Below are 15,414 nucleotides of genomic sequence, written 5' to 3' on the forward strand. Positions count from 1 at the left end.
CATGTTTTCTCGTCGACTCTTTCCCCGCCTCGCCGCCGCCCTCACCCTGGGCACCGTGGTGCTCGGGGCCCAGGCCCAGGCCCTCGAAGGCGGCCCGCTGCACATCGTGGTCGGCTATGCGGCCGGCGGCGCCACCGACCGTGTGGCCCGCATCGTCGGCGACAAGCTGCAGGCCAGGCTCGGCGTGCCCGTGATCGTCGACAACAAGCCCGGCGCCGGCGGCCGGCTGGCGGCGCAGCAGGCCAAGGCCACGCCGGCCGGCCAGAACGTGCTGATGCTCGCCAATCCGGCCGTGATGGTGGTGGCGCCGCTGGTCTTCAAGGACAACGGCTACGACGCCGAGCGCGACTTCGTGCCGGTCTCGCACGTCAACGACTACGAGTTCGCGCTGGCGGTGTCGACCGCGGTGCCGGTGCGCGAGCTGTCGCACCTGCTGGCCTGGATGCGGGCCAACCCCGAGAAGGCCAACTTCGGCGTGCCCGCCACCGGCAGCCTGCCGCACTTCTTCGGCCTCATGATGGGCGAGAAGGCCAAGGTGCGGGCCGAGGTGGTCGGCTACCGCGGCTCGGGCCCGCTGCTGACCGACCTGATCGGCGGCCAGGTGCCGATCGCCTTCGACACCTTCGACGTCGACCTGCCGCAGCACCAGGCCGGCAAGATCCGCATCCTGGCGGTTTCGGGGGCCAAGCGCTCGCCCTTCGCGCCCGAGATCCCGACCTTCAAGGAGGCCGGCCTCGACCTGGTCGCCACTGGCTGGAACACCTTCTTCGCGCCGGCCACCATGCCGAAGGACAAGGTGGCGCGCCTGTCGCAGGAAATCCGCGAAGTCATGCAGGACCCGGACATCCAGCGCCGCTTCAAGGACACGCTGATGACGCCGGTGGTCAGCACGCAGGCCCAGACCGAGGCCATGCTCAAGGCCTACCGCGCGCAATGGGCGCCGGTGGTGCAGAAATCCGGCTACCAACCCTGAACCCCATGCAACGACCCAACATCATCTTCATCGTGGCCGACGACCTCGGCCATGCCGACCTCGGCTGCTACGGCGGCCGCGATGCCGAGTTCGGCCCGGTCTCGCCGGTGCTCGACGGCCTGGCAGCCAGGGGCATCCGCTTCACGCAGGGCTATGCCAACTCGCCGGTGTGCTCGCCGACCCGCTTCGCGATGATCACCGCGCGCTACCAGTACCGCCTGCGCGGCGCCGCCGAGGAGCCGATCAACAGCAAGAGCCGCGGCAGCGCCACCCTGGGCCTGCCGGCCGATCACCCGACCCTGCCCTCGCTGCTGCGCGGCGCCGGCTACCGCACGGCGCTGGTCGGCAAGTGGCACCTGGGCTATCCGCCGAGCTTCGGTCCGCTGCGATCGGGCTACGAGGAGTTCTTCGGCCCGATGTCGGGCGGCGTCGACTACTTCACGCACTGCGATTCGAGCGGCCGGCACGACCTCTGGTCGGGCGAGGAGGACTGCCCGCAGGAGGGCTACCTCACCGACCTGCTGTCACGCCGCGCGGTCGACTACGTCGAGCGGATGGCGCAGCAAGAGGCGCCCTTCTTCCTGAGCCTGCACTACACGGCGCCGCACTGGCCCTGGGAAACGCGCGACGACGCGGCCAAGGCACCGGCGGTGAAGGACAACCTGTTCGACCTCTCGGGCGGCAACATCCACACCTACCGCCGCATGATCCACCACATGGACGAGGGCATCGGCTGGATCATGGCGGCGCTCGAGAAGCACGGCATCGCCGACAACACGCTGGTGGTCTTCACCAGCGACAACGGCGGCGAGCGCTTCTCCGACAACTGGCCGCTGGTGGGCGGCAAGATGGACCTGACCGAGGGCGGCATCCGGGTGCCGTGGATCGCGCATTGGCCGCAGGGCATCGGGGCCGGCGGCGTGACCGCGCAGCAATGCATGACGATGGACTGGTCGGCGACGATGCTCGCCGCCGCGGGTGTCGCGGCCGACCCGCGCTACCCGCTCGACGGCGTGTCGCTGCTGCCGGTGCTGCGCGACGCCGGCAAGACCTTCGCGCGGCCGCTGCACTGGCGCATGAACCATCGCGGCCAGCGCGCGCTGCGCGACGGCGACTGGAAATACCTGCAGGTCGACGGCAACGAGTACCTGTTCAACATCCCGGCCGACGAGCGCGAGCGGGCCAATCAGGCGAAGAAGGAACCGGAGCGCCTGGCCGCGATGCGCGCCGACTGGCTGGCCTGGAACGCCGCCATGCCGCCGATCCCGGAGGATGCGACGGTGAGCCTGGGCTATTCGGTCAAGGACATGCCGCAGCGCTGAGCCAGCGCCGGGCCGCCCCGCATCAGCTGGCCTGGTAGCGCTGCTGGGGGCGCTGGGCCGATGCGCGCAGGAAGCGCACGGTCTGCGCGAATGCCGAGAGGCCGGCGCCGAGGCGCTTCAGCAGCGGCATGAACACCGACGGTTCGTTGCGGCTCAGGTGGCTGGCGTCGTCGTTGGCCAGCTCGCGTTCGAAGGTGTCGGTGAACTTCGGATTGCGGGGGAAATAGGCGTTGGAGTGGGTCATGGGCGCTATTTTAAGGGTTTACCCTAGATTTCAAGTGCTCCCAGTCCCGACGACCCCGCCAAATCCGGGCCTCTGTCACGAATGCCCGGGTCGCATCTTGACTTCGATATCATTTAGATATATCTTTTATCAAATAGATAACGAATTCAAGGACTCACCATGCGAGATCACAGACACTTCCTACATGGCAGCCGGCGCGCTGAACACGGCGACGGCCTCGGCGGCGGCCGAGCCGAAGCGGGCGAACACCGCGGCGGACGCGGCGGCGGCCGGATCTTCGGCCACGGCGGCCTGCGCTTCGTGCTGCTGCAGTTGATCGCCGACAAGCCGAGCCACGGCTATGAACTGATCAAGGCCATCGAAGAGCGCCTCGGCGGCCGCTACAGTCCCAGCCCCGGCATCGTCTACCCGACCCTGACACTGCTCGAGGAACTGGGCTATGTCAGCGTCGATGCCGCCGACGGCGGCGGGCGCAAGCGCTACAGCGTCACCGCGGGCGGCCTCGACTATCTCGCCGCCCATCGCGCGACCGTCGACGAGATGATGGCCCGCATGGCCGGCGGCGTCGACGGTGCCGGCCCGCGCGCCGGCCGTCCGCCGCAGGTCGTTCGCGCCATCGAGAACCTCAAGCTGGCGATGCGCTTGCGCCTCGCCGGCGCCCCCCTCACCGAACAACAGGCCCACGAATTCGCCGCGGTGCTCGACCACGCCGCCCAACAACTGGATCGCATCGGAACCTCATGAACGACACCTCTATCGCTTCGTCCACCCCCGACCGGCTGCCGCGCCGGGTGCGCCACGACCTGCGCTTCCGCAAACTCGAAGTCCGTCGCGTGCAGCGCCTCACGCCGCACCTGATCCGGATCACGCTCGGCGGCGACGAGCTCGCCGGCTTCACGAGCCCGGGCTTCGACGACCACGCCAAGGTCTTCTTTCCCGATGCCGCGACCGGACAACTCACGGTGCCCACGGCCGGCCCCGAAGGCCCGGTCTGGCCGCCCGGCCCGAAGCCGGCCATGCGCGACTACACGCCACGCCGCCACGATGCCCAGGCCGGCACGCTCGAGATCGACTTCGCGCTGCACGATGCCGGTCCGGCCACGCAATGGGCCGAAGCGGCCCGGCCCGGCGACGTGGTCGGCGTCGGCGGCCCGCGCGGCTCCTTCATCATCCCGACCGCCTTCGACTGGCACTTGCTGATCGGCGACGACACGGCGCTGCCCGCGATCTCGCGGCGGCTGGCCGAACTGCCCGCCGGCGCGCGCGCCGTGGTGCTGGCCGAAGTCGACAGCGACGCCGACGAAATCTGCTTCGACACCCAGGTCGGCCTCGACCTGCAGTGGGTGCACCGCCGCGGCGCGGAGCCGGGCACCGGGTCGCCGCTGCTCGATGCACTGCGCGGACTGACCCTGCCCGAAGGTGACTTCCACGCCTGGGTGGCCTGCGAGTCCAGCGCCGCCAAGGCCATTCGGGCCCATCTCGTGGGCGAGCGCGGCGCCCACCCGAAATGGGTCAAGGCGGCCGGCTACTGGCGCCGCGGCGCCGCCGCCACGCACGACACCCACGAGGACTGAGCGCCGGCGGCTCTCCCCCAAACGCGCTATGCCGCGCGGCCGTTTGACGATGACGGCCCATGGTCCCAAAATTCCAGAAACTGAGTACTTTGGAATTAGGCGGCGCGTGCGCCGAGGGGGTTGAGCGATGAGCACCGGACCTGCGCACTGGCAGATATTGATCGCCGTGCTGACTGGCGCGTTGCTGTTGGCCCTGATGTGGGCTTGGCGACGGGTCGCCGGTCGCCGCGAAATGGAACGCCGCATCGAGGCCGCGAGGGTTCGCTCCGGCCATGTGCCGCTGGAAATACCGACCGTGCGCGGCGGGAGCAGCCCCTCGGGCGACTCGGTGCCCGACACGCTGCCCGAGTGGTTCATCCAGGGCAAGGGCGAACACGCGATCGTCGACGAGACGCCGCGCATCCGGGTCCGGTACTTCGATGGCCAGGACCGGAAGATCGAGTGCATCCTGCAGGTCGACCAGCTCGACCTGCAGAAGAAGGTCATCGTCGGCCACGGCGAACTGCCGGGCGACACGCGGCGCTTGCCCCTGCACCGCATAGCATCGGCGCGCATCGCCGAATCGGGGCAGCGCTTCAACATCGACACCTGGGTCGAGGCCGTCCGCGTGGCCCGCCGCCGGCGCGGCCAGGCCTGAGCGGCAGCCTTCAGCCGACTCTGCGCATCCTGCAGACCATCAGGGAGTCAGGGCGTCCCGCCTTGCTGGGGCTTCGGCGCCGCCACCGGCGGCGGCGCGCCGGTGCCGGGTGCGCGGACCCGCTGGCAGATCATCCGGCCTGTCTGCCGGTCCCAGTGGCAGGCCCTGTTGGATTGGGTCGCGGGTGGGGTCGAAGGCTCCGCCGACCAGGCAAGGCCAGCGAAGACGACGGCACCGAAAAGAAGGAGTGGTTGGAGGTGCTTCACGCCGGGAGCTTACTGCAGCCCTCGTGCCTTGCCTCATCATTTGTTGGGAGGCGGATCGTCAGGCCCTGCGGATGCCGCCAGCGCGCGCCGGCTCGGGGCGCGGCGCCCGCTTGGCCGGCTTCCTCGGGCCCAGCTGAACGAGGCTCACCGCCGTCGGCAGGGGCGTCTCGAGGATCCGGGCCATGCCACGCGCGAAGCGCTCGCAGCCGGCGTCGAACTCGGCGACGGCCTGGAGGTATTCGCGGCGGGCGGACTTCTTGCTCATGACCCGGAAGGTAGCGCAAAAGGCCGACCCTCGCCGCATTCATTCCGAAGCAAAATGTCACCGGCCCGAGCCACCTACTCTTGAAGGGGATCGACGTGAAGAACGAGATGTCGCTCGCGCAGTTGCGTGGCCAGTTCATCGCCAGCAACGTCCTGCTCGAAAGTCTTCTGCAGTCATTGCCGGTGGAAACGCTGCGCACGCTGTACGCGCGGCACGAAACGAACACGCGGGAGGTCGGGGACGCGCTCCGGCGTGCCAACCGCTCGCAGGAGGAACTGGACGCCTACAACGACTTCACCTTGAACAACCAGGTCGTGATCGGCCGCATCTGGCGAAATTCGGCCTAGGTCCGGCGCAGGATCATCCGATCACTTCGGGCCATTCGGTATGGAAGAACCGGCCTTCGGGCTGGTCGGTCCGCTCGTAGGTGTGGGCACCGAAGAAGTCGCGCTGCGCCTGCAGCAGGTTCGCCGGCAGGCGCTCGGTGCGGTAGCTGTCGTAGTAGGCCAGCGAGGCGCTGAACGCAGGCACCGGGATGCCGTTGCCGACCGCCAGCGCGACCACTTCGCGCCAGTTCTGCTGGGTGCGGTTCAGCAGGTCCTTGAAGAAGGGGTCGAGCATCAGATTGCCGAGCGCGGGGTCGGTGCGAAAGGCGTCGGTGATGCGGTTCAGGAATCGCGCCCGAATGATGCAGCCGCCGCGCCAGATCGCCGCGATGCGGCCGAGGTCGAGGCCCCAGTCCTTCTTGTCGCCCATGGTCTTGATGAGATCGAAACCCTGGGTGTAGCTGATGACCTTCGATGCATAGAGCGCATCGTGGACCTTGGCCACCAGCGCCTTCTTGTCGAGCGACAGCGCGATCTTCGGACCCTGCAGCAGCCGGCTGGCCGCCACGCGCTGCTTCTTCTGCGACGACAGCACCCGCGCCTCGACAGCGGCGTTGATGGTGCTGATGACCACCGCGTTCTCGGCGGCGTTGATCAGCGTCCACTGGCCGGTGCCCTTCTGGCCGGCCTTGTCGAGAATGACGTCGACGATCGGCTTGCCGGTCTCCGGGTCTTTCTGTCCGAGCGCCTTGGCGGTGATCTGGATCAGATAGCTTTGCAGCTCGCCCTCGTTCCATTCATCGAAGATCGCGGCCATCTCGTCGGTCGTGAAGCCGGCGGCCTTGAACAGGCTGTAGGCCTCGCAGATGAGCTGCATGTCGCCGTACTCGATCCCGTTGTGCACCATCTTGACGTAGTGCCCGGCGCCGCCCGGCCCGATGTGGATCACGCAAGGCTCGCCGTCCACCTTGGCCGCGATGCTCTCGAAGATCGGCTTCATCACTTCCCAGGTGGACAGCGGTCCGCCCGGCATGATCGACGGCCCCTTGCGCGCCCCCTCCTCGCCGCCGGACACGCCGGCGCCGATGAAGCGCAGGCCCTTGCCCGCCAGGTAGGCGTCGCGGCGCTCGGTGTCGGTGTAGAGGCTGTTGCCGCCGTCGATGACGATGTCGTCCTTGTCGAGCAGCGGGATGAGCTGCTCGATCACCTGGTCGACCGGTGCGCCGGCCTTCACCATGATCTGGATCTTGCGCGGCCTGGCCAGGCTCTGGACGAAGTCCTCGAGCGTCTTGGCGCCGACCAGCTTCTTGCCGGGGTTGGCGGCGACGAAGGCCTCGGTGGTGGCCTCGGTGCGGTTGTAGACGCTGACCTGGAAGCCGTGGCTTTCCACGTTCAGCACCAGGTTCTGGCCCATGACGGCCAGGCCGATCAATCCGAAATCGCTTTTGTCGTTCATCTGTAGATTCTCCGGCCCCTCGCGAAAGTGCGCTGGCGGTGCAATTGATACAGATTGTGCGCACGAATCGGCGAGAGAAAGCCCGGACAACCGTCCACCATAATGTGCGGGCCCGGCTGCAACGGCCAAGTTTTGTTAGGTGCCCGCAAGTTGAACCAGATCGTCGAAGACCGTGATATCCCTATTGAAATCAAAGGGATAGCGCCCAAAGGCACGTCCGCGAAGGGGCCTGCGACGCCTGACCTGTCCGGTCACACGCCCATGATGGCTCAGTACCTCGGCCTCAAGGCCGACCACCCCGACACCCTTCTGTTCTACCGGATGGGCGACTTCTACGAGCTGTTCTACGCCGACGCCGAGAAGGCCGCGCGGCTGCTCGACATCACGCTGACCCAGCGCGGCCAGTCGGCCGGCCAGCCGGTCGTGATGTGCGGCGTGCCCTTTCACGCTGTCGATACCTACCTCGGCCGGCTGATCAAGCTCGGCGAATCGGTCGCCATCTGCGAGCAGGTCGGCGAAGTCGGCGCCAGCAAGGGACCGGTCGAGCGCAAGGTGGTACGGGTGGTCACGCCGGGCACGCTGACCGATGCCGAACTGCTCAACGACAAGAGCGAATCGCTGCTGCTGGCCGTGCACGCGGGTGCGCGCAACTTCTGCGGCCTGGCCTGGCTCAGCGTCACCGGGGCCGAGCTGCGGCTGGCCGAATGCCCGTCCGACGCCCTCGAAGCCTGGATCGCACGGATCGCACCGAGCGAACTGCTCTACAGCGCCGAGGTGACGCCCGCCTTCGAGCAACGCCTTAAGGCAGCGCGCGGCGCCACTCCCTTCACCCTGTCGCTGCGGCCGGCCTGGCAATTCGATGGCGGCCTCGGCGAGCGCAAGCTCTGCGAGCAGATGGGCAGCACCAACCTGGCGGCCTGGAATGCCGAATCGCTCGCCAACGCCCATGCCGCCGCCGCCGCGCTGCTGGGCTATGCCGAGCACACCCAGGGCCGGGCGCTGGCGCACGTGCAGCGGCTGGCGGTCGAGCGCGACGGCGAACTGATCGAACTGCCGCCGACCACCCGGCGCAACCTCGAGCTGGTCCAGACCCTGCGCGGCGAAGAGTCGCCAACCCTGTTCTCGCTGCTAGACACCTGCATGACGGGGATGGGCAGCCGGCTGCTCAAGCGCTGGCTGCTGGCGCCCCGACGCGACCGCGGCGCGGCCCAGTCGCGGCTCGAAGCGATCGCCGCGCTGCAGGCCCCGCCGCCCGGCGGCACCGCGGCGCCCTGGCGCACCCTGCGCGACCAGCTCAAGAACACCAGCGACGTCGAACGCATCGCGGCCCGCATCTCGCTCAGGCAGGTGCGCCCGCGCGAGCTGCTGGCCCTTCGGATGGCGCTGGCCAAGGCCGGGCAGCTGGCACCCGCCCTGCCCGGTGCGTCGGCGCTGCTGGCGCAACTGGCCGACCAGCTGGCGCCACCCTCCGGCTGCGCCGAGCTGCTGGTCGCCGCGATCACCCCGGAGCCCTCGGCCCTGGTCCGCGACGGCGGCGTGATCGCCAGCGGCCACGATGCGGAGCTCGACGAGCTGCGCGCCATCAGCGAGAACTGCGACGCTTTCCTGCTCCAGCTCGAGGCCAGCGAACGCGAGCGCACCGGCATCAGCAACCTGCGGGTGCAGTTCAATCGCGTGCACGGCTTCTATATCGAGGTCACGCAGAGCGCGCTGGCCAAGGTGCCCGACAACTACCGCCGGCGCCAGACACTGAAGAACGCCGAGCGCTTCATCACGCCCGAGCTCAAGGCCTTCGAGGACAAGGCGCTGTCGGCGCAGGACCGCGCCCTGGCGCGCGAGAAGTGGCTCTACGAGCAGCTGCTCGACGCCCTCCAGCCCTCGGTGGCCGCGCTGACCCGGCTGGCCGGCGCCATCGCCACGCTCGACGCCCTCTGCGCGCTGGCCGAGCGCTCGCATGCGCTGCACTGGCGCGCGCCGAGTTTCGTCGCCCATCCCTGCATCGAGATCGAACAGGGCCGCCATCCGGTGGTCGAGGCCCGGCTGGCCGAGAAATCATCGGGCGCGTTCATTGCCAACGACACCCGCCTCGGCCCCCAGCAGCGCATGCAGGTCATCACCGGCCCCAACATGGGCGGCAAGTCGACCTACATGCGGCAGGTCGCGATCATCGTGCTGCTGGCGTCCATCGGCTCGCACGTGCCGGCCGCCGCCTGCCGGCTCGGGCCGATCGACGCCATCCACACCCGCATCGGCGCGGCCGACGACCTGGCCAACGCGCAGTCGACCTTCATGCTCGAGATGACCGAGGCGGCGCAGATCCTGCACGGCGCCACCGCCCACTCGCTGGTGCTCATGGACGAGATCGGCCGCGGCACCAGCACCTTCGACGGGCTGGCGCTGGCGGCCGGCATCGCCGCCCAGCTGCACGACCGCACGCGCGCCTTCACGCTCTTCGCGACCCACTATTTCGAGCTCACCGAATTCCCGGCCAGCCACCACGGCGCGGTCAACATGCACGTGAGCGCCACCGAGGCCGGCCGCGACATCGTCTTCCTGCACGAGATGCAGCCCGGCCCGGCCAGCAAGAGCTACGGCATCCAGGTGGCGCGGCTGGCCGGCATGCCGGCGGCGGTGGTCAACCACGCGCGGCAGGCGCTGGAGGCCCTGGAATCGCAGCAGACCCAGACCCGCGCCCAGGTCGATCTGTTCGCGCCGCCGCCGGCGGCCGAGGCGCCGCTGGCGAGCGCCGTAGAATCCGCGCTGAGTGCGATCGACCCCGATGCGATGAGCCCGCGCGAAGCGCTCGAGGCCCTCTACACACTGAAGAAACTCCAGATGCGCGAGCAGGGCTGATGGCTCGATTCGTGCAAGAAGAACTCATGACCTACTGTGTCGGCATCAAACTCAACGCCGGACTGGTGTTCCTGTCCGATTCGCGCACCAATGCGGGCGTGGACCACATCAGCACCTTCCGCAAGATGATCGTCTACGAGCAGCCCGGCGACCGCGTCATGGTGCTGCTGTCGGCCGGCAACCTGAGCATCTCGCAGTCAGTGCGCGAAATCCTCCAGATCGAAGAGCTGCGCGAAACCAAGGAGAACGGCGAGGAAAGCCCGCCGATCACCATCTGGAACGCCAAGAGCATGTTCGACGCCGCCCGCGTGCTCGGCTCGGCCGTGCGCCACGTGTACGACCGCGATGCCGAGGCGCTCAAGCACGCCGGGCTGGACTTCAATGTCTCCTTCATCTTCGGCGGCCAGGTCAAGGGCGAGGGCATGCGCCTGTTCCTGGTCTACGCAGCCGGCAATTTCATCGAGGCGACCACCGAGACGCCCTACTTCCAGGTCGGCGAGTCGAAGTACGGCAAGCCGGTGCTCGACCGCGTGCTGACCCCCGAGACCCCGCTCGACGAAGCCGCCAAGTGCGCGCTGGTGTCGATGGACTCGACCATGAAGTCGAACCTGTCGGTCGGCCTGCCGCTCGACCTGGTGGTGTACGAGGCCAACACCCTGCGCACCGACAAGGTGATCTGCATCGACGCCGACAACCCCTACTACCGGATGATGCACAACAGCTGGGGCCAGAAGCTGCGCGAGGTGTTCGACAGCATCGAGGACCCGGTCTGGGACGACGCCTACACCGAGCATCCGCTGAAGATGCCGGCCACGCGGCACAGCCCGCTGCGCAAGATCTCGACGCCCGAAGAAAAGCTGATCTGACCGTGCCCGGCGCCGCCCGCCGGTGCCCCTTTGCCATGCTCCCTCCAGTCATCTTCTCGCACGGGAACAGCTTTCCCGCGAGCACCTACCGCGTGATGCTCGACAGCCTGCGCAACCGCGGCTTCGACGTCGATGCGGTCGAGAAATTCGGCCATGACCCGAAGTACCCGGTCACCGACAACTGGCCGCACCTGGTGCAGCAGCTGGCGGACTTCGCCCAGGCACGGGCCGACCGGGCCGGCGCCCCGGTGCTGCTGGTCGGCCATTCGCTCGGCGGTTTCCTGAGCCTGATGTGCGCCGCCCTGCATCCGGCGCTCGCCCGCGGCGTGGTGCTGCTCGACTCGCCGCTGATCGGCGGCTGGCGCGCCGGCACGATCAACCTCATGAAGCGCACGCCGCTGATGAAGAGCGTGTCCCCCGGCATGATCAGCCGCAAGCGCAGGAACAGCTGGGAGCACCGCGAGGCGGTGTTCGAGCATTTCCGCAGCAAGAAGGCCTTCGCCAAGTGGGACGAGCGGGTGCTGCGCGACTACATCGAGCATGGCACCTTCGATCTGGACGATGCCCGGGCGTTGAGCTTCGACCGCGATGTCGAGACCGCCATCTACGACACCATCCCGCACAACCTGGGCGCCCTGCTGCGCGCCCATCCGCTCAAGTGCCGCGCGGCCTTCGTCGGCGGCCGCCAGTCGGTCGAGATGAAGCGGGTCGGCATGGCGATGACCCAGCAGGTCACCAAGGGCCGGATCATGATGCTCGACGGCACCCACCTGTTCCCGATGGAAAAGCCGATCGCCACCGCCGCGGCGGTCGAGGCGGCGCTGCGCAACCTGCTGGTCTGAGCGCCTTGAGAATGTGCTGCAATTGCACTACATTCGAGCCACATGAAGACTTCCACCATTCCCGCGGTTCGCGTCGAGCCGCAACTGCGCGAACAGATCGAGCAAGTGCTGGGCGAAGACGAGTCCTTGTCCCAATTCGTCGAGAACGCGGTCCGCCATTCGGTGCGCCAGCGCATCGAACAAGCCGAGTTCGTCGCGCGCGGCCTCCGCTCGCTCCAGAAGGCGAAGCGCACCGGTGACTACCTCGAAGCCGATGAGGTCGTGGCCAGCCTGCGCAAGAAGCTCGCAATTGCCAAGGCGCGCCGTCCCCAGCCTGCTCCGTGAGCTATCGCGTCCGCTTCACGCGGGAAGCGCTGGCCGACCTGGATCGGCTCTACGCTTTCGTGCTGGAGCGCGAAATGGAGCGAGCCGGCAACCTCGAACTGGCCGAACGCGCCCTCGAAGCCATCGAGGCCGGCATCGCCATGCTGCGCTACTCACCCTTTACCTGCCGCAAGGCGGGCCATGACCCGTTCATTCGCGAACTCGTGATCCCGTTCGGACACAGCGGCTACGTGGCCTTGTTCGAAATCCAGGACAGCGACACCGTATCGATCGCAGCGATTCGCCATCAGCGCGAAGACGACTACCACTGACACCAGGGCCTGTTCACACAGGCCCTAGTCGGCCCAGACCACCACCCCGCTCCAGGCGGTCGCCAGCACCACGATCCCGAAGGCGATCCGGTACCAGGCGAAAGGCACGAAGTCGTGCGTGCTGATGTAGCGCAGCAGCCAGCGCACGCACAGCCATGCGCTCACGAACGAGAACACCAGGCCGACCGCGAACAGCGGGATGTCGGCCATCGACAGCAGCGCGCGCTCCTTGTAGAGGCTGTAGGCGCCGGCGCCGATCAGGGTCGGGATCGCGAGGAAGAAGGAGAAGTCGGTCGCCGCCTTGCGCGACAGCCCGAGCAGCATGCCGCCGATGATGGTCGAGCCGCTGCGGCTGGTGCCGGGGATCATGGCGAAGCACTGCACCAGGCCGACCTTGAGCGCATCCCAGGGCGTCATGTCGTCGACGTTCTCGATCCGCACCGAGCCCGGCGGGCGCCGCTCGGCCCACAGGATGATGAAGCCGCCGATGATGAAGGTGCTCGCCACCACGGTCGGCGTGAACAGGTGGGCCTTGATGGCCTTGCCGAACAGCAGGCCCAGCACCACCGCCGGCAGGAAGGCGATCAACACGTTGAGCGCGAAGCGCCGCGCCTTCGGCTGGCGCGGCAGCGCCACGACGGTCGAGTGGATCTTGTGCCAGAAGACCAGCACCACCGCGAAGATGGCACCGGTCTGGATCGCGATGTCGAAGACCTTGGCCTTGTCGTCGTCGAAGCCGAGCAGCGAACCGGCGAGGATCAGATGGCCGGTCGACGAGATCGGAAGAAATTCGGTCAGGCCCTCGACGATGCCCATGATGGCGGCCTTGGCCAGCAAAACGATATCCACGCGCGCTCCTTGAAAGAGCGTCGATTATCGCGATCGCGGCGGTCAGGTTCCGTTCAGATCAACACGGCGAGATGACGCGCACCACCACCTCGCGATGGTCCTTGAAGCCCATCCGCTGGTAAAGCCCATGGGCGCCTTGGTTGTCGCGCATGACATGCAGGAACGGAGTCTCGCCGCGCTGCAGTTGGCGGCGAATCAGCTTCACGGCCAGCCGGCGCGCCAGGCCGCGCCCCTGGAAGTCGGGATGGGTGCAGATGCCGCTGATCTCGCGCAGGGTGCCGGCGCACATGCGTTCGCCGGCCATCGCGATCAGGCGGTCGCCCTCGAAGCAGCCGAAGTAGTCGCCGAGCTCGGGTGTCCTCGGGCCGAAGGGCCCGGGGCGGGTCAGCGCGGCCAGTTCGACCGCCTGGGCCGCATGTTCCGGCCGCAAGGGCGTGGCGTCGAGGGCCGGGTCGTCGTCCGGCATCGCGCCCTGCCACACCATCCTGAACATGGTCGAGTCCAGATCGATGCGCCAGCCCGCGGGTGCGCTGCCGGACCAGTCCATGCAGTAGAAGTGATCGCCGGGCGCGCAGAACGGCGTGAGATCGTCGAGCTCGGGATGCCCGGCATTCGCGAAGCCGACGATCGGAGAAAAGCCGGGCGCGTAGCGGCGGGCGCGGTCGGTGCCAGTGGCGAAGCCGGCGTGCGGGCCCGAGAGCGTGTTCCAGGCGATGTTGTCGAGCAGCGGGTTCATCGCGTTTCCAGTCGCCGCCGCAGGGCGCGCACCGCACTGTCGACGGTGGTCAACACCGGCAGCCCCGAGGCCACTTCGCAGGCCGCCCGGGCGCGTGCCAGGCTGAACTGCGCCAACGCGATGCGGGTGCAGCCGCGCGCGCGCAGGGCCCTGGCCTGGGCGGCGACCAGCGCATCGTGCCGCTCGCCGTCGCCGGCATTCAGGGCCTCGAGCGCGCCCTCGGCCAGCGCCAGTTCGAGCGCCACGCCGGGCGGGAATTCGGCCGGCATCGATTCGAGCGTGGGCCCGAAGCTCGCGATCAGGCCCAGCGTGCCGGCGCCGGCCGCGGCCTCATCGATCATCGCCTCGTTCGGCTTCAGCACCGGCATGCCGGCGTGGCGCCGCGCCACCGCCTCGATGCACGGACCGAAGGCCGAGCAGGTGAAGAGGATGCCTTGCGCGCCGCAATCGACCGCATACTGCGCCAGCCGCTGGAAGCGCTCGTGCATGGCCGCGTCGAGCCCGCGCCCGCCGCGTGCGAGATCGCCCGACAGGCTGTCGTCGAGCAGGTTCATGCGCAAGGCCTCGGGCCATTCGCGCGCCAGCGCTTCGTTGATCGGCGCAACCGAATGCGCCAGGGCGTGGATGAGTGCGATACGGGTCATCGGCGGTGCTCAGATCCCCTTCGACGACGGATTCGCGAAAGCGTCCCGGGTCTCGGCGTTGAGCGGGTAGTTGATGTTGATGTTCTTCGGCGGAATGGGCGACATGAACCAGCGGTTGTAGAGCTTTTCCATCTCGCCCGATTTCATCATGCCACCGACCACGCGGTCCACCAGCGCCTTGAATTCGGGGTCGTCCTTGCGCAGCATCAGCGACTGGTTCTCGGTGCGCAGGCTTTCGCCGGTGATCTTGAAGTCCTTCGGGCTGCGGGCGTTGGCGATCTGGCCCGCCAGCAGGATGTCGTCCAGCACGAAAGCCTGGGCGCGGCCGTTCTCGACCAGCAGGAAGGACTCGGTGTGGTCCTTCGCCGCGACGTTCGTGACCTCGAGGTTCTTGCCCTTGTCGGCCTCGCGCAGCAGCCGGAACGAGGTCGTGCCCGTGGTGGTGACGACCGTCTTGCCCTGCAGGTCGGCGATGTCCTTGATGCCCGAATCGGCCTTCACCAGCATGCGCACGTTGTAGCGGAAGATGTCGGGCGAGAACGCCACCTGCTTCTGCCGCTCGACCAGGTTGGTGGTCGAGCCGCATTCGATGTCGACCGTGCCGTTGGCCACCAGCGGGATCCGGTTGGCCGATGTCACAGCCTGGTAGCGTACTTCCAGGCTCGGCATCCGGAGCTCGGTCTTGATGGCGTCGACGATCCGCATGCAGATGTCGATGCTGTAGCCCACCGGTTTCAGGCTGGCGTCGAGGTACGAAAAGCCGAAGGACGACTCGCGATAGCCGAAGGTGATGGCGCCGCTGGCCTTGACCTTGGCCAGCGTGCCGCCCTCCTGGGCCTGGGCGGTCGTGAGCGGAAGCAGCGCGCAGGCCGCCATCAGGGCGGCGCAGGCGAACGGGGACAGGCGAGCGAAGGCCATGGAGCAAC

General features: G+C 68.1%; 18 protein-coding genes. 11 read left to right on the forward strand and 7 right to left on the reverse strand.

Annotated features, from left to right (window positions below):
• Position 1 precedes the first annotated feature (1 nt).
• Positions 2–973, forward strand: coding sequence for a Bug family tripartite tricarboxylate transporter substrate binding protein (locus tag QTI68_RS16455; RefSeq protein WP_286522755.1), 972 nt, complete (start codon positions 2–4; stop codon positions 971–973).
• 5 nt (positions 974–978) lie between these two features.
• Positions 979–2,295, forward strand: a complete 1,317-nt coding sequence (locus tag QTI68_RS16460) for a sulfatase family protein (protein ID WP_286522756.1) — start codon at positions 979–981, stop codon at positions 2,293–2,295.
• Positions 2,296–2,317: 22 nt separating this feature from the next.
• On the opposite strand, the gene QTI68_RS16465 is transcribed toward QTI68_RS16460, so the two are convergent.
• A complete protein-coding gene (locus QTI68_RS16465) occupies positions 2,318–2,539 on the reverse strand; it encodes a hypothetical protein (protein ID WP_286522757.1) in 222 nt (73 codons plus the stop codon).
• Between the two features lie 159 nt (positions 2,540–2,698).
• Between QTI68_RS16465 and QTI68_RS16470 the strand changes: the two genes are divergently transcribed.
• From QTI68_RS16470 to QTI68_RS16480, 3 genes are all read left to right on the forward strand, one after another.
• Positions 2,699–3,283, forward strand: coding sequence for a PadR family transcriptional regulator (locus QTI68_RS16470; protein WP_286522758.1), 585 nt, complete (start codon positions 2,699–2,701; stop codon positions 3,281–3,283).
• On the forward strand, positions 3,280–4,113 hold the full coding sequence (locus QTI68_RS16475; protein ID WP_286522759.1) for a siderophore-interacting protein: 834 nt from the start codon (positions 3,280–3,282) through the stop codon (positions 4,111–4,113). The genes QTI68_RS16470 and QTI68_RS16475 overlap by 4 nt, the downstream gene beginning before the upstream one ends.
• Before the next feature lie 127 nt (positions 4,114–4,240).
• On the forward strand, positions 4,241–4,750 hold the full coding sequence (locus QTI68_RS16480; protein ID WP_286522761.1) for a hypothetical protein: 510 nt from the start codon (positions 4,241–4,243) through the stop codon (positions 4,748–4,750).
• Between the two features lie 324 nt (positions 4,751–5,074).
• Here QTI68_RS16480 and QTI68_RS16485 read toward each other — a convergent pair whose 3' ends face one another.
• Positions 5,075–5,281: a hypothetical protein gene (locus QTI68_RS16485; RefSeq protein WP_286522762.1), complete on the reverse strand. Its 207-nt coding sequence runs from the start codon at positions 5,279–5,281 to the stop codon at positions 5,075–5,077.
• A gap of 107 nt (positions 5,282–5,388) precedes the next feature.
• Between QTI68_RS16485 and QTI68_RS16490 the strand changes: the two genes are divergently transcribed.
• Positions 5,389–5,628: a hypothetical protein gene (locus QTI68_RS16490; RefSeq protein ID WP_286522763.1), complete on the forward strand. Its 240-nt coding sequence runs from the start codon at positions 5,389–5,391 to the stop codon at positions 5,626–5,628.
• Between the two features lie 13 nt (positions 5,629–5,641).
• On the opposite strand, the gene gnd is transcribed toward QTI68_RS16490, so the two are convergent.
• Positions 5,642–7,063, reverse strand: coding sequence for a decarboxylating NADP(+)-dependent phosphogluconate dehydrogenase (gene gnd / locus QTI68_RS16495; RefSeq protein WP_286522764.1), 1,422 nt, complete (start codon positions 7,061–7,063; stop codon positions 5,642–5,644).
• A 261-nt stretch (positions 7,064–7,324) separates the two neighbouring features.
• On the opposite strand from gnd, the gene mutS reads away from it, so the two are divergent.
• From mutS to QTI68_RS16520, 5 genes are read left to right on the forward strand one after another with little or no spacing between them, the layout of a single operon-like run.
• On the forward strand, positions 7,325–9,916 hold the full coding sequence (gene mutS / locus QTI68_RS16500) for a DNA mismatch repair protein MutS (RefSeq protein ID WP_286522765.1): 2,592 nt from the start codon (positions 7,325–7,327) through the stop codon (positions 9,914–9,916).
• A gap of 26 nt (positions 9,917–9,942) precedes the next feature.
• Complete coding sequence (locus QTI68_RS16505) at positions 9,943–10,782, forward strand: proteasome-type protease (RefSeq protein WP_286522766.1); 840 nt, start codon at positions 9,943–9,945, stop codon at positions 10,780–10,782.
• Between the two features lie 35 nt (positions 10,783–10,817).
• Positions 10,818–11,624, forward strand: coding sequence for an alpha/beta hydrolase (locus QTI68_RS16510; RefSeq protein WP_286522767.1), 807 nt, complete (start codon positions 10,818–10,820; stop codon positions 11,622–11,624).
• 42 nt (positions 11,625–11,666) lie between these two features.
• Positions 11,667–11,948: a YlcI/YnfO family protein gene (locus tag QTI68_RS16515; protein ID WP_286522769.1), complete on the forward strand. Its 282-nt coding sequence runs from the start codon at positions 11,667–11,669 to the stop codon at positions 11,946–11,948.
• A complete protein-coding gene (locus QTI68_RS16520) occupies positions 11,945–12,259 on the forward strand; it encodes a type II toxin-antitoxin system RelE/ParE family toxin (protein ID WP_286522771.1) in 315 nt (104 codons plus the stop codon). Before QTI68_RS16515 ends, QTI68_RS16520 begins: the two co-directional genes overlap by 4 nt.
• 24 nt (positions 12,260–12,283) lie before the next feature.
• On the opposite strand, the gene QTI68_RS16525 is transcribed toward QTI68_RS16520, so the two are convergent.
• From QTI68_RS16525 to QTI68_RS16540, 4 genes are read right to left on the reverse strand one after another with little or no spacing between them, the layout of a single operon-like run.
• On the reverse strand, positions 12,284–13,108 hold the full coding sequence (locus QTI68_RS16525; RefSeq protein ID WP_286522773.1) for an undecaprenyl-diphosphate phosphatase: 825 nt from the start codon (positions 13,106–13,108) through the stop codon (positions 12,284–12,286).
• 58 nt (positions 13,109–13,166) lie between these two features.
• The gene (locus tag QTI68_RS16530) at positions 13,167–13,844 is read right to left on the reverse strand and encodes a GNAT family N-acetyltransferase (protein WP_286522774.1); all 678 of its coding nucleotides are present in this window, start codon (positions 13,842–13,844) and stop codon (positions 13,167–13,169) included.
• Positions 13,841–14,488, reverse strand: coding sequence for an aspartate/glutamate racemase family protein (locus QTI68_RS16535; protein ID WP_286522776.1), 648 nt, complete (start codon positions 14,486–14,488; stop codon positions 13,841–13,843). The genes QTI68_RS16530 and QTI68_RS16535 overlap by 4 nt, the downstream gene beginning before the upstream one ends.
• 9 nt (positions 14,489–14,497) lie before the next feature.
• A complete protein-coding gene (locus QTI68_RS16540; protein ID WP_286522778.1) occupies positions 14,498–15,406 on the reverse strand; it encodes a transporter substrate-binding domain-containing protein in 909 nt (302 codons plus the stop codon).
• Between the last annotated feature and the right edge of the window lie 8 nt (positions 15,407–15,414).

The sequence above is a fragment of the Variovorax sp. J31P207 genome (assembly GCF_030316965.1).
In the GTDB taxonomy this organism is placed as follows: domain Bacteria; phylum Pseudomonadota; class Gammaproteobacteria; order Burkholderiales; family Burkholderiaceae_C; genus Variovorax; species Variovorax ginsengisoli_B.